We start from the raw sequence: 14,780 nt of genomic DNA, 5'->3' as shown, positions 1-14,780 counted from the left end.
ACTGACGATGACCTGACGTCAGGTTCGAGAGCATGAGAAGGCATCGAGTTCCCCCACCGGCCCTGTGCAGTTCCAGCCAATCCAACTGCTTTGCACACTTGCACCAAGCAGTTGTTCCCTCTCGCTTTCAGCCTTGACAGGGAGCCTGAGAGACTAGCGATAGCTTTTCTGAGACCTTTGCCAAAAGTTTGCGATAAAATCCGGTCTTTTCTCAACAGAAGCGGCTCCCCTCCAAGAGCACGGATTTTGGATCGGATTTACGACTCCATTTCTCGGAACGGCTCGCAGGTGTGATACCGTGCGCGGTCGCTTCCTCCGGCCATATCCATGGGCAGAAACCGACGTCAGCCCCTGAGTCGGTTCTGGAGTGCCTGCCGGTCGGCGACGAGATTGTCGAGGTGCAGCACGGCTGGCTGGTGTCCTTGCGCCAATCGTCTAACCAGAGCCCGCGTGCCGTCGACCATAAAGACGCCGCAATCATAGCTGTTCGGCTGCTGGGCCATGCGGGCTGGCTCGAGGCGAGCGCCCAGCCTTGCTGCGAACTCTGCTGCGGGCTGGTCATTGTACCCGCGGGCGGAGTCGTAGTGATAGGCGACAGGGCTTTCCCGCACACGGCGGTCGACGAGCAACAGCGACCAGTGGTCGCCGGGGCGATCAGGTTGGGCATTGCTTACTGGTACAAACAGGAAGTCAGCTGTATCGTTACCCCTCTGATCATGGACTATGCGCTGGAATGCGCGTAGCGCGAGGATTTCGGCGCCCAAGCGCAGATGATAAAGGGCTACGAGGGGATCCACGAGCCGCGTCCGCGCGGCGAGATCAGGATTGTCCCTCTGCAGATCCTGTGCCAGGAGCGCGTAATCCGCCAAGATATGCTTGTCGGCCAGCCACTCACTGGCGCCGAGCTCCAGCCAGCCGCCATCGTGGAGCGAGGCTGTCGGATGCAAAGCTCCGACCTGAGCGTCGGACGGTGGGCGCGGGAGCTCCGGCGCATAGTGAGCATCATCCCGCAGCTCCTGCGGAGTGACCGGCAAATGAACCAGCGAGTCAAGGCCGCCGTAGATGTCCGACGGAGCCCTTGGCGTTGCCACTGACGCAGCTTCACTCATCGGCCCGACTTCGGCGTGATGGACGAGCTGAACGTCGGATGGTAGGCGCGGGAGCCCCGGCGCATAGTGAGCGTCATCCCGCAGCTCCTGCGGAGTGACCGGCAAATGAACCAGAGAGTCAAGGCCGCCGTAGATGTCCGACTGAGCCCTCGGCGTTGCCGCGGACGCAGCTTCACTCATCGGCCCATGGACGAGCTGAACGTCGGATGGTGGGCGCGGGAGCGCCGGCGCATAGTGGGCATCATCCCGCAGCTCCTGCGGAGTGACCGGCAAATGAACCAGAGAGTCAAGGCCGCCGTAGATGTCCGACTGAGCCCTCGGCGTTGCCGCTGACGCAGCTTCACTCATCGGTCCAACTTCGGCGTGATGGATGAGCTGACCGTCGGATGGTAGGGGCGGGAGCCCCGGCGCATAGTGAGCATCATCCCGCAGCTCCTGCGGAGTGACCGGCAAATGAACCAGCGAGTCAAGGCCGCCGTAGATGTCCGACGGAGCCCTCGGCGTGGCCGCGGGCGCAGCTTCACTCATCGGCCCATGGACGAGCTGAACGTCGGATGGTAGGCGCGGGAGCCCCGGCGCATAGTGGGCATCATCCCGCAGCTCCTGCGGAGTGACCGGCAAATGAACCAGAGAGGCAAGGCCGCCGTAGATGTCCGACGGAGCCCTCGGCGTTGCCGCTGACGCAGCTTCACTCATCGGCCCGACTTCGGCGTGATGGATGAGCTGAACGTCATTCAGTCCTGCCGCCCCCTCAGCCCTTGCGGAAACCGCCCTGGGTGGTTCCATCGTCCGGTCGAACAGCTGTGGCCAGGTGGGATTCCCCGGCCGCGAGTTGGGCAGCGGAGCGGCTTCCGGTCGATATCTGAGGCGAATGGCAACGCCTCGCGGATTGAGTGGGGTTCTCGGCCTACCCCCTAGCGGCAACCAACCCGCCGTGTAGCGCTCGCCATCAATCAAAAAGCTGGTCAGTTGAACCTCTTGGTTCGGCATGAGGTTGCTCCTGTCCAGCGCAGCGATCAACTCGTCTGGCGCGCGCTGGTGGGCGTGGCGCCAGTTCAAGTGACGAACGGCCTCTCCGAAATCCGGGGCCTGGGAATGGCGCGCGGTTGGCGCGAGGGAAGACGGTAGGCCAGCTTCTTCCAGCATCTCCCAAAGTTGATCCTGATCGTAACCTTCCCCGGGGAGGGCCACTGGAGATCCGACAGCGCGCGGCACGGTGGCAATCTGGCGCTCAGGTTCCAACGCTTCGCTGCGCGGCAGTGACTTGCGAAGGTGAGCCAGAGCGAATACGACCCGTTTGTAACTACCGGGATAGCGATTGACATCTTCATCCAGCGACTTGTCATGAAGCCGGGCAGCAATGCCCGGCATGTTGTTTTGACGCAGGTAGTGACCGAAACTGCCAAGGGCACTTGCATAGTTACTGGCGCTATCTGGACTGAGCCCGCTCGCAGGCGCTGCTGATTTGTACTCTTTGATGAGGGCCGCGTCGTCGGGATAAGGATTCAGGACAGTACGTCCTATCGTTGGCGCGGGTGCGCCCGCCTGGTATGTCTTCAGATACTTGAGAGCCGGAACGATGGACGACGACCCCCCGTTTCTTTCGAGCTCCTTGACGTCGTCGTCCAGCGACTTGTCGTGAAGCCGAGGAGCAATGCCCTGCTTGTCGTTTTCAACGAGCCAACGACTGAAGTTGAGAAGACAATTCACATGGCGCGTGGCGGTGCCGTCCTTGGCCCCACGGGCGATGAGTGCCGCCCTGAGACCCTCCATGAGGGACGCATCTTCGGAATAAAGAGGACGCTTGTCGCCACCTACGCAAACCGTTGTTGAACGATCCGGCTGCAGCGCCGAGGCGCCTAAGATCGCCCCACCACCTCCGGTGTGCGGCGCTGGTATGTAATCTTGCCCGCTCCCCTGCATTATGGGCTGCGCTTCCCTTGACGACGAAGCCAGTTGATGGATGGGGGCCTGCAGCACGCGACCGCCTGAATTGCCGATCGCGCTCAGTTGCCGCTCAATGGCATCCCCTTGGGGATTGCTCAGCGTCCTCTGCCTCTTCGCTGGTCTCAACTGCTCCGGCTGATCCGCCCCTCGCAGAACCTCCTCTGGATTGACAGCCAGCCCCGGCGAGGGGAGGGCTGGGCTTGGCTGATCAACAGCGCCTGCCGGCGAAAAGGGAGGTGAGGGCACACCTTGCCAAAAGTTCACCGTGCCCCAACTGTCGGCTGGCAACTGACCAGCTTGATCCGCCCCCTCCCAAAGCTCCGCCGAATTGAAAGTTGACGGCGACTGGACGGCCCGATCCTCCGCCTGCCGAGAGCCGTTGGCGGGTGTCGTCTCGGGGTGTCCGCTGACACGAGCCACATCATCGATGAGGCGCCCGCCTTCCATGGAGGGAGGCCTGCGATCAGCTAAAGTACCGCGCCCACGATATTCTTGAAGCACCGTCAGCGCTCCCATTGCCAGCTTATCCCGATCCCCGAATGACGTGACATGTGCGACCAAGGAATCGTGATCGAGTGTAGTAATCGTTTGGCCAGGGCCGAGGGATTTCGTCAATCTGCGAAGGGTCCTATCATACTCCTCGGCGGTGCTCGGTAGCCATCCCCGTCGGGCAGCCGCCGCCTGGACAGCCTGCTCGATGAGGTTCCTGTCTTCCACAGAGGGTTCATTGCGCGGACGTCCGTCAGCAGGAGCACTGGGGTCGCGATGCTTACGAAGCAACATCAACGCCGCCACAATTGACCCGTCATGGGAAAAGAAACTTTTAGCGTAAGCAACCAAGGATTCGTGATCGAGTGTAGAAAGCGACTTGCCTTGCGACCCGAGATCATTCCCCAATCTGCGTAGAGCCGCCGTATAACCCCTGGGCGTTTGCCCTTTCAGATCCCGGCGCGCAACCTCGGCCTTGATCGCCGCGTCGATGAGGCTCCGGTCGCTATCAGACAGATGAGGATAAAAGCGGTCTCGAGGCGCATGGACCCCTGCGACGGGGTCGGCACCAGAGGAACCATGATGTGGAGGCCTGCGATCCGCTAAAATACCTGGCTCACGATATTCACGAAGCACCGTCAGCGCGGCTCCCATCGCCTCCTTATCCCGGTCCCCGAATGACTTGACATGTGCGACCAAGGAATTGTGATCGATTGCAGTAATCGTTTGGCCTGGGCCGAGGGATGTCGCCAATCTGCGAAGAGTCCTATCATACTGCTCGGCGGTGCTCGGTAGCCATCCCCGGTCCGCAGCCGCCGCCTGGACAACCCGCTCGATGAGGTTCTTGTCTTCCACAGGGGGGTCATTACGCTGACGTCCGTCAGCAGGAGCGCCGGGGTCGCGGTGCTTACGAAGCACTGTCAACGCGGCCACCATTGTCCCGTCATGGGCAAAGAAACTTTTAGCGTAAGCAATCAAGGATTGGTGATCGAGCGCAGAAAGCGTCTTGCCTTGCGATCCGAGATCATCCGCTAATCTGCGAAGAGCGGCTGCATAACCCCTGGACGTCGGCCCTTTCAGATCCCGGCGCGCAACCTCGGCCTTGATCGCCGCGTCGATGAGGCACCGGTCTTTGTCAGACAGACGAGGATAAAAGCGGTCTCGAGGCGCATGGATCCGTGCGACGGACGCGGCATCGGCTTGGCGCGCCTCGCGCAGCAAGTGCTGCTCAAAGCAATTGTGCCCGGCGTGCGCCGCCTGCTGCCGTTGCATGGCGTCGAACGTCTCCCGCCAAGCCGGATCCGTTGGATTGAAGTTAGGTAGGTCCAAGCTTGTCTCACGCTTATAGGTCACCGGAGGCTCAAAACTACTCGGGCAAGCTGTCGAGAAGCTGACGATCCCCGCCGTCTGTAAAGCGAACGCTCGAAGAGAACAGTCTGCGGTCCGGTGCCTCTACGTCTATCGCGGATGGGCAAACGAGGATTTCCATGCTCGCAGTATGGTCCCTAAAGGTCGCGTCGATCTCGGCCGACGGATATTGGCGGAGATGCCGCGCCTTGCGACCGTTTATGATTTGTACCTTCTCGAACTCGGTCAATTTTCGTTGAGCAAACGAGGCTCGCGGGTTAGCCGAAATTGCCCCACCCCGAGAGCGCGGGCCTCCGATTTGAAAGTCCCGTTTTTGGCGAGCCGGTTTGGGCGCGCAGTTGCGCCAGCCGCTGAAGAGGTGAAGTCTGCCACCGCGGCCGGGGGCCATTGCTACTTGTCGCAGATACCCGACTTCATATCCAACAGCTCGAGTTTGACGAGTTTGCCGGAAAGAGAGAAGTTGCTATAGTTCATCACTAGGTCACGCGCGATCCCATTTTCATGTAACTTTAAGTTGATTATAGTTTGCGGAAGTTCGTCGCCGCGCTCCGTGCTGTCGTCGAAATAGGCAACTTCGATCGGCCAAGCGCGATCCTTTTCCAGTTTGGCGAGAGCTGGCGCCTCAGGGTCATTCTTCTCGGCCTCGGCCTTCTTCCCGATTAGGACGCTCGTGGTCATAGCCTTGTCGGCATCGCCGACGCCGTCGAACAGTCTAGTCTCATAAAGGGTCTCACCGGCATCGGCACGGTTCATAATGTCGAGCATATGCTGCGTCGGAAACTGTGTTGAGCCAATGTCGAAATCCTTGTGCTCCGGCTTCTCCAGCCTGACCATGACGTTCTGGCCCTCGCGTGTCGCCGTGCCGCGCACCTCCTTCTGAAGTGCCTGGTCGACATAGGTCTTGGTCATGAATGAGAAAGTGTTGCCGTCGGCAGCCTCGAAGGTCGTCATTTGCTGGTCGGTCAGCCCACTCGTGGTGACCGAGTCGATGCGCGTCACAATGCGGGTATTGGTTGTATAATCTAGGCAGGCAGAGCCATAGAACTCATAAATCATACGACCCGTTACGTCGGCAATCCCTGATCTGTCGGAAGCCTTGATCAGCGTCATGTCGTAAACGGCACGATGAGGTAGCAGAAAGCGCGCGGCGGCCGTGTCCGAAAGCACAAAGACACAGAGGGCGATGATAGGAAGGACGAGCCGTCTCGGGATACGCATTCGCAACTCCAGTTGGCGCAACCTGCTGTCGCGCAACGAGAGCATCAAGAGTCGTGCCAACCGCGCAGAAAGAACCTCAGAAACTGTGCTACATATTATTCAATGGCGTAACTGAGCGTGTGTGGGCACGCCGACCGAACATCACCGTGTCGCGAAAGCGACAAACCCTCTCAACATGGGCAGCGGCCCTAATAGGTTCCTAGTCGTCAATCCTGAAGCGTGCTCCCACCGCCAACGCATCCGCAATAGTGGCCGAACCACTGCCGCGTGGCGTGGCGCAGTCGGTGCGATCGGTCACCGAAATCGTGAGGGGGAACTCGCGAAACGTAGTGAAGCAGCAATGGCACAAAGTGTCGGACCGTCGGACCGCTTTGTGCGGATGTATCAGGATCTTCATACGGCCGCGAACGCCATGAAGATCGATTCAATCGTCGAAGCGTCCGACCGTCATCCGTGCCGTGCTCGATCGACTCGCAGCGAACTCCGAAGTCATCGACGCAGTGCGCGGCAACCCCTCCTTGTTCGCCTCGAAGGCTGAGAAGCAGGAATGGCAGCCGGCTATTGAAGGGCGCGCCACGCTCAAGGGCCAACATCGAGTGCCACATCCGCCTTCGGTCGATCGTCGCAACACGACCGTCCGGTGCGCGGCAGCAGCTTACTGAAACCACGGTGCCAGCACTCCTAGCTATTGCGTAGCGTAAAGCGCACGCGCATGCTGTCGAGCGCATGGATCGCATTGTTGGGGCGCCAGACAGGTTCGCTAACGAACTCGATTGATCCGACCTTGCTTGCGATCGCAGTCAGGACTGCCTCTGCTTCCGCTCGGGCAACGTTCTGGCCCACACAGCCATGGATCCCCACACCAAATGCGAGATGACCGACAGGTCGTCTGTCGACCTTGTAGTACCTGGCTTCCGGCCACTGATCTTCATCAAGATTGGCCGCGCCGAGAACACAGAGGATCTTGGTATCTTGGGGTATGTCGACACCGCCCACGGTGGTGTCGACACTGGCCGTCCTGCAAAACGAATGGACCGGCGACGTATACCTCAGTGCTTCCTCGAAAGCTGGCCGGGCAAGCTTGGGATCCCTCTTGAGCTTTTCGAACTCGCCCGGATTTGACGCAAGGCACCACACCGCGTTGCCAATGCCGGTCACGGTCGTGTCGACGCCCGCCGACAGCAGCGACCGCACGAGCATTGCAGCTTCGTCCTCGGTCAGTTCGCCGGCATCGGCTGCCGCGTAGATGGTTTCGCCGAAGCCCCCCGGAGCCAACGCTTCGCGTTTGCAGTGCTTCATGATCCAGGGCATGATTTGGGGTCCCCGTTCCAGCGCAGCGCTGCGCAAGGCGTTATCAGGACCCAAAGCGTTGAAGCCGAACGCACCGAAATCAACCAGCGCGCGCGTGTCGATTTCTTGAAGCCCGACGGCCGCAGGAAACACACTTACGGGAAATGCCTCAGCCAGATCCGGAACCACATCGAACTCGCCGCGCTCGACCAGGTCGTCGACCAGCGCGTTTGCCCTCTCGGCGAAAGCATCCTTGAGCACACTCATCGCACGGGGAGACAGGGCGCGTGAAATGACTGTTCGCGTCCTTGTGTGATAGGGCGGTTCCACCTCCAATACGATGGATGGCTTGCGCCAGGACGGAGCGACTTGGAAATCCGTGAGGCCAACTCCTCGGGAGGAAACGAAGCGCTGCCAGTCGGAGAAAACTTCCCTAGTCTCATTGAAGCGACCGCAAGCGAGAATGGCATACCGGGGAATGTGGACGAACGGACCACGCTTTCTCAGTTCGACATAATAGGGTGCCGGGTTACGGAGAATCTCCGCATCGTACGGATCGATGTCCCACACAGGAATATCGGCCGAGATCTTCGTGGCGATATGATCCGCTACCAGTTGCATACCACGGCTCCCGATTGGTCGTGTCAGTGATGCGGAGCTGCGATGCCGACGTGGCGATCGAGCAACTCCTTGTTGGACTTGAGCTCCGACGCGGCGCCCTCGAACACGATGCCCCCCTGTTCGATGATGATCACGCGCTCGGCGAAATCGAGCGCGATGGCTGTATGCTGCTCGACGAGCACAATCGTATGCCCACGCCTCGAAAGCTCCTGAAACACTGCGACCAGCCTCTCACATATGACCGGAGCCAAGCCCTCCAGCGGTTCGTCGAGCAGGATGATGTCCGGCTTTCCCATCAGCGTTCGGGCGACGGCCAGCATTTGCTGTTCGCCGCCGGAAAGTTGGCGACCGCCGTTTCGCCGGCGCTCCTTGAGTCGAGGGAAGAGGTCATAGGCCTCCTCGATGCTGGCGCCGTTGCGCACGCCGGCCTGCAGGTTCTCTTCCACGGTGAGAGAAGGGAAGATGTCCCGCGTCTGCGGAACAAGGCCGAGGCCGAGGCGCGATCGCTTATGGGGAGGGAGCCGGTCAATGGGCTGTCCCTTGAGTCGGATCGTTCCCGAATGCTGCCGCGTCAGACCCATCACCGTGTTGAGCGTCGTGGTCTTTCCGACGCCATTTCGCCCGATGATCGCGAGTCGCTCCCCTTGCACAACCTTCAGAGAGACATTTCTCAGGATATGGGTCTCGCCATAGCCCGCGACGACATTCTCGAGTTCCAAAAGTGTTTCAGCCATGGCCCGCTCCGAGGTACAACTCGCGCACGCGCAAGTCGCGGCTGATCTCTTCCGGCGTGCCCTCAACGAGAACCGCGCCGTTAACGAGGACGATGATCCTGCTTGCAACTTCGAACACCAGTTTCATGTCGTGTTCGATGATCAACACCGAGAGATCGGTCGGCAACCGCTTGATTGCATCGACGATCAGATGACTGTCGGATGACGGAACCCCTGCGGCGGGTTCGTCGAGTATCAGGATCCTGGGCTTTAGCGAAAGAGTCAAAGCAAGTTCGACCAACCTCTGCTGTCCGTAGGCGAGGCTGCGAACGAGGCGGTTGGCCAGAGGGAGAAGACGGAAGTCGGCCAGAAGCTGTTCGACCTCGGCCTCGATGGCCGCATCGCCATCGTAGCGTTCCAGAAAGCGAAACGTCCTGTGCTCTCGCTCGAGGATGGGCAGGCGGATGTTGTCCCGAACGGACAGGTCCTTGAAAAGGTTGGTGTTCTGGAAGGTCTTTGCGATGCCTGCTCTTACGCGGGCAGCCTCGGGAAGCTGGCTGATATCCTTGTCGTCAAGATGAATGGAGCCTGATGAAGGCTGAAGCGCTCCAATGATCAGGTTTGCAAAGGTTGTCTTTCCAGCCCCGTTGGGGCCAATCAGTGCAGCGCGAGCTCCTGTGGGAATGTCGAGCGTGATGTTCCTCGCGACCTGCAGTCCGCCGAAATTCTTCGAGAGGTTTCTGATCCTGAGGCCCGATGTCATCTGCGCGCTCCGATCATGCGCGCCACCCGCCTAGGCAGCGAGATAAGACCATCAGGCAGGAAGAAAACAACTGCCAGAAGCATGAAGCCGATGACGAACAGCCAGTTGAAAGGGTCGATGCTGGCTGCGACATGACGAACCGTCATGAACACAAGCGTCCCGATCAACGCACCGTAGAGGCGACCGGCACCTCCAAGAATCAGCATCACCATGACATCCGCGGATAGCGCGAAATTGAACGCTTCCACGCTGACCAGGCTGGTGATTTGGGCAGAAAGGGCGCCGGCGATACCTGCGATCGTTCCCCCAATCACATAGGCCGTCACCTTGCGCCAATAGACCGGTGTGCCGATTGCACGCATTCGGCTAGGACTGTCCTTGATGCCTCGCAGGGCGAGACCGAAGGGAGATGCAACAAGGATACGCAGGACCACCAGGATGACAAACAGGACACTGAACGCGTACCAGAACGCTGTCTTCCCGATGAAATCAAACTCGAAGACCCCCAGGATCGGCGTCATGGATATTCCGGTCAGTCCGTCAGCGCCGCCGGTGACGTCACGCGCCTTCGAGGCGATCTCCTGCAACACCATTGTGATCGCGATCGAAAGCATCAACAGCGACAACCCATGCGCGCGCATCAACAGCAGGCCGGAAAAGAACGCGATCAGGGCTCCGATCACCGCGCCGACGGCAAGCCCAAGCAGTGGATCGGGTGACGCGTGGATCGCAAAGAGCCCGGCAGCATAAGCCCCACACCCGTACATTGCCGCATGACCCAGCGTCGCGATACCCGCATAACCGAGGATCAGGTCGAAAGAGACCACGAAGACCATCATGATCAGCATCTGGGTCATGAACCCCAGATCGTACGGAAACAGCCAGAAGGCGGCGAAAGCACAGGTGATCAGGATGGCAACGGGCAGGAGCTTGCCGGTGCCACCCAGCGACGTGCGCACGGTGTCGATTGTAGAAATTCGGATCATGATGGTCTGACCAAAAGACCGTTCGGGCGCAGGGCCAGAAGCGCTATGATCGCAAGGAAGAAGAAAATTGTCCCAACATCGGGAAGCAGGTATCTGCCGGCCGTATCGAGGATGCCGAGGCCTAAAGCCGCGATGAACGATCCGACAATGCTCCCCATACCGCCGACTGTCACGACGATGAGAAAGAGGACCATGTATCGGAGAGGATAATATGCCTCGATAGGTAGCAACTCGGCGCCGAGAATTCCGCCGACTGCCGCCAGCCCCGCACCAAGAGCGAAGGCGGCCAGATACACTTTGGGGGTATCGATCCCGAGTGATGCCGCAGTATTCTGGTTGTCGACTGCCGCGCGCAGAAAGATGCCGAACCGGGTGCGTTCCACGAGCAGGTATAACCCCGTCACCATCAGAAGCCCGACGACGATGACGATAATTCTATGTAGCGGGAGCACCTTGAAGCCGAGATTAATCGGAATGCTTACTTCCGGCGGCATCCGGATCGGTAGAAGGGTGGAGCCGAGGAAGAGATTGACGGTGGCGATCATCACGAAGACGATCCCGATCGTTGCAAGAACCTGTTCGAGTTCGCTGAAGCGATAGATGTGACGGTAGACCAGCCGCTCGAGGGGGATCGCGATCACGATCACGGCAATCACAGAGGCGGCGAGGGCCGGGACGAACGGCACCCCATATCGCATGGTCAGCACGTGCGCGCACGCGCCGCCAAGCAGGGCAAAGCCGCCATGGGCGAGATTGACGATCCGCATCAAGCCCATCGTCACTGACAAGCCGACGGAAATCATGAACAGGATCATGCCATAGGCGATGCCGTCGACAACTATGCTGAGGGCGACCGTCATCAGCTAACACCGATCTAGAAACAGAGGTTTTCAGCAATGCGGCATGGTGGGCTCGGACACCCACTATGCCAGGATGTGTCAGCGATCGAACCCGAGGTCCGGAACGCTTTTCACGAGATCGAATTCGCGGTTCACCAAGCGTCCTCCATCGCGCTCCACACGGCGGATATAGACATTCTGGACGACATGGCGCGATGTTGGATCTATGCTCACCGGGCCGCGTGGGCTTTCCCACGACAAGCCCTTCGCGGCTTCGATCGCCTTGTCGCCATCCGTTCCGGCTAGCTCAATCATCTTATAGATCAAATGCGCACCGTCATAAGCGCCCATCGAAGCCATATTGGCCCTAGAGTTTGGAAAAAGCTCGGCGAGCTTGGCCGCAAACGCCCGGTTCAGCTCCGAGGTGTGGACATCCGAATAGTGATAGGCCGTAGTCAGCCCGATTGCCTGTTCGCCGAGAGCGTCAATGGTCGTCTCGTCAGTCTCACCGGTCCCAATAAAGCCAATGCCAGCTTCCTTCAGTCCGTTCTCGCTATAGGCCTTCGTGAAGGCGAACGTGGCGGGTCCGGCAGGGAGGAACGCGAAAACCGTATCAGCCCCGGAATTCTTGATGCGCTGCATGAAAGGAGCGAAATCGTTCGTCTGCAAGGGCATACGGATTTTCTCAACGATCGTCCCGCCCTGCTGTTCGAAGGCGCTGCCAAAGGCGGTCTCGGCGTCGATGCCTGGATTGTAGTCCGAAACGGCGGTGACTACCTTCTTGGCGCCGTTCTTGGCGGCCCACTGTGCAGCCGGCACTGCCACCTGCCATAAGGTAAAGCTGGTGCGCACGAAGTATTTCGACTGCTTGTTGATCGCAGAGGTTGCCGCATTGAATATGATCGCCGGAACCTTGGCCTGATTGATCAGCGGAGCGACGGCGAGCGCGTTCGGGGTAAAATCGAAACCGGCCAGATACTTCACGCCCTCGCGTATGAGCAGTTCCTGAGCGGCGGCTTTGCTCGCATCCGGGTTCGGCCCACCGACGTCCTTGTAAATGAACTCGATCGTATTGCCGTTCACCTCGTTGCCATGCTGCGCGACATAGACTTGAATAGCTTCCTTGAACTGCTTGCCCCAGATGGCGTTCGGGCCCGAGAATGTTGCGATCACACCCACCTTGATGGTTTCCGCGAGCGCCGCGCCTCCAAGCGCGAACGTTGCGATCGCGGTTGCAAGCAGGCCCGCACAAAGTCTCCTCATCGTATTCCCTCCCTTGGATTGCCGGGTCTCACAGTGCTAAGCTCGGCCGGTTTACCTTGTGAAACCTGATGTCTCTCCCTTCAATTTTAGTAAGGATTCTTGACTAAATTGTCAAGCAGCGAAGCCTCGTCGATTGGCCGTCGCCGTAGGTGAAATCCGATTGAAGCGACAAGGCGCGCAAGATTTTCTGCTACCGAGAACCGAGTGCTATGACCGCTGCCGTTTGGATGGCCCGCTGCATATTGCACTTGTATCCTTATTTCGTCATGTAAGCTGACGAAATGCTTCAGCCAGATGCACCGGCTATGCGGCGCCGGTGAAAGATTGTTCGACAGATGCACCGAGTGGTCGGCGGCAGACGAACCCAGCAGCTTTGCGCGAAGGTCAAAAGGGTAGCTGGGTTGAGAGTCCACTCGGATCCCTTCTTGGCAGACTAGCCGGTGAGTAGGGCGACCACCCCGGCTAAGAGGGGATGGTCTACGAGACGGGTCGCGCGAGGTGACGCGAAACCTAGCCAATGGCTGCTCGCTTCAACTTTTGCACGGACTGCGCGTAGGGGGCCGGGGCGACTGTCGCGCGAACCTTGAGCTGCTCATGGCGCTCGACATGCGGCTTGCGAGAGCCTCCGCCTGGTTCGCCCCATGTCAGGACAATCTGGGTGCCCGGCGTCGCGCAAGCCGCATCGAGCATCGCGAGTGACAGCATCTCGCCTTCGTTGGCGCTGTAACCGCAATGACAGGAATGCCCAACCAAGGAGCCGTCCGGCGCCCTGACCTCGTCGAATTGCGGCCAACCATAGTAGGCAACTGGAAAGTCGAGTGCCTTGAACCGCGGCCCGTCACCGAACTGCGACCCGAAGATCTTCGCCACATCCTCCCTGTTCCAGACCAAAGTGACCTTCTTGCGTCGCTTTCCTTCCGGCAGAGCTTCGAGCGCTGCGCGTCCAATGAAATCATGGTCGAACTTGATTATGTGACCGTATCCGAGGTCCCATGGTGTGACGTAGTAGTCTTCAATGTTGTCCGACAGGAAACTGCCGCCGAGCTGCGCGTTGGCTTCCCAGCCATTGCCGGAAAGCCATTCACGGTAATCCCTCAGTTCCGCGCCGGTATATATGCCTGGCAGGGGATAGGGCATCCAACCGAACTCGAAGATGGTGCTGAAGTAGGTCTTGGTACCCCCCTGCTTCAGCCCGTGCTTCTCGCCAGCGGCAACGAGAGCCGAGCGCACCTTGTCCATCTCTTCATAGGGCCCGGACAGCTCCGCGCCGAGGTGTCCAGCCATGCCATGCCGCAGCACGAGGACTTTGCAGCCGCCAATCTTCACTTTCGCCGTGCGGAAGAACGGAATCTCGGGTGCATCGCCCTCCACGGCGTCGTTGAATATCTTGCCTGCGTTCGGACCTTCCAGCTGGAAACGATAGAACCAGCGCTTTCCGGCTGGATTGTATGGGGTCGGGTCGTCACGCTCGATAGTGACGTCGTAGCCGCCCTTTTCGGCATTGAATTGAACCCAATTCAGCAACGGCATGCTGCTGATGAGTTCGAAGGTTTCCTCTTCAAGTCGATACACGACGCAGTCGCCAATCACGTGGCCTCGAGGCGTGCAGCCGACCAGCTGTTTTGCCCTGTCCGTCGAGAAATTCGCGAGGCTGTTGATGCCGATCTTCTCGAGAAGCCGAAGAGCGTCGGGACCTTTCAGAAGCATCTCCGGCATATGATGCGACTGATCGAAGAGGATCGCCGATTCCCGCCATGCACGCTGTTCGTCGCGCCAATTCGTGAACTCAGGAGGGATGTACGCCGCCGTAAGACCCGTCCTGGCCCGATAGTGAGGGGCAAGGGTATCATTGTAGAAATACTCGACGAGATCCCGCTTCTCGTCGATAAGTGTTTGCAGCGACTTCTCGCCGTTTGCCTTTACCATCGTGATTGATCCTGCTCGATGTGAAATATCACCTTGCCAACCCCCTAGTGAGGAGCGAAACCCCCAACCTCACGAGCCAACCCTATTTTGCAAATCGGGAGACAATCGACGAAGCCAAGCTGAAGCGATGCCATGCCGCGAGAAATCAAGCGGCGTCGCCGGACGGCTGCTGAGCGCAGGCCTCCAGTTCGCGACGCGAACTTCTTGATGACGCATCTCTCCTCCCTTGGCGGCCGTCAACCGCCTTC

The 14,780-nt window shown here is 59.4% G+C and carries 9 protein-coding genes; all 9 read right to left on the bottom strand.

The features are described 5' to 3' along the window. Window positions 1–344: 344 nt before the first annotated feature. The 9 genes from OHD58_RS18945 to OHD58_RS18905 all read right to left on the bottom strand — a co-directional run bounded on the left by OHD58_RS18945 (window position 345) and on the right by OHD58_RS18905 (window position 14,532). Window positions 345–4,817, bottom strand: a complete 4,473-nt coding sequence (locus OHD58_RS18945) for a Ulp1 family isopeptidase (RefSeq protein WP_263804966.1) — start codon at window positions 4,815–4,817, stop codon at window positions 345–347. Window positions 4,818–5,303: 486 nt separating this feature from the next. After that, a complete protein-coding gene (locus tag OHD58_RS18940; RefSeq protein WP_263804965.1) occupies window positions 5,304–6,131 on the bottom strand; it encodes a cell envelope integrity EipB family protein in 828 nt (275 codons plus the stop codon). A 681-nt stretch (window positions 6,132–6,812) separates the two neighbouring features. Continuing rightward, window positions 6,813–8,042, bottom strand: coding sequence for a cytochrome P450 (locus OHD58_RS18935; protein ID WP_263804964.1), 1,230 nt, complete (start codon window positions 8,040–8,042; stop codon window positions 6,813–6,815). A gap of 23 nt (window positions 8,043–8,065) precedes the next feature. Continuing rightward, window positions 8,066–8,776: an ABC transporter ATP-binding protein gene (locus OHD58_RS18930; RefSeq protein WP_263804963.1), complete on the bottom strand. Its 711-nt coding sequence runs from the start codon at window positions 8,774–8,776 to the stop codon at window positions 8,066–8,068. Then, window positions 8,769–9,518, bottom strand: coding sequence for an ABC transporter ATP-binding protein (locus tag OHD58_RS18925; RefSeq protein ID WP_263804962.1), 750 nt, complete (start codon window positions 9,516–9,518; stop codon window positions 8,769–8,771). Before OHD58_RS18925 ends, OHD58_RS18930 begins: the two co-directional genes overlap by 8 nt. After that, complete coding sequence (locus tag OHD58_RS18920) at window positions 9,515–10,504, bottom strand: branched-chain amino acid ABC transporter permease (RefSeq protein ID WP_263804961.1); 990 nt, start codon at window positions 10,502–10,504, stop codon at window positions 9,515–9,517. Before OHD58_RS18920 ends, OHD58_RS18925 begins: the two co-directional genes overlap by 4 nt. After that, window positions 10,501–11,364, bottom strand: coding sequence for a branched-chain amino acid ABC transporter permease (locus OHD58_RS18915; protein ID WP_263804960.1), 864 nt, complete (start codon window positions 11,362–11,364; stop codon window positions 10,501–10,503). Before OHD58_RS18915 ends, OHD58_RS18920 begins: the two co-directional genes overlap by 4 nt. A 78-nt stretch (window positions 11,365–11,442) precedes the next feature. Then, entirely contained in the window at window positions 11,443–12,606 is a 1,164-nt protein-coding gene (locus OHD58_RS18910; RefSeq protein ID WP_263804959.1) for an ABC transporter substrate-binding protein, read from the bottom strand. A 510-nt stretch (window positions 12,607–13,116) separates the two neighbouring features. After that, on the bottom strand, window positions 13,117–14,532 hold the full coding sequence (locus tag OHD58_RS18905) for an aminomethyl transferase family protein (protein ID WP_263804958.1): 1,416 nt from the start codon (window positions 14,530–14,532) through the stop codon (window positions 13,117–13,119). Between the last annotated feature and the right edge of the window lie 248 nt (window positions 14,533–14,780).

Origin of the sequence: Mesorhizobium sp. ZC-5, from assembly GCF_025753855.1 — a bacterium.
GTDB lineage: Bacteria > Pseudomonadota > Alphaproteobacteria > Rhizobiales > Rhizobiaceae > Neomesorhizobium.
Note: the sequence above shows the minus strand (reverse complement) of the source record. Positions and strands in the feature narration are given on the sequence as shown.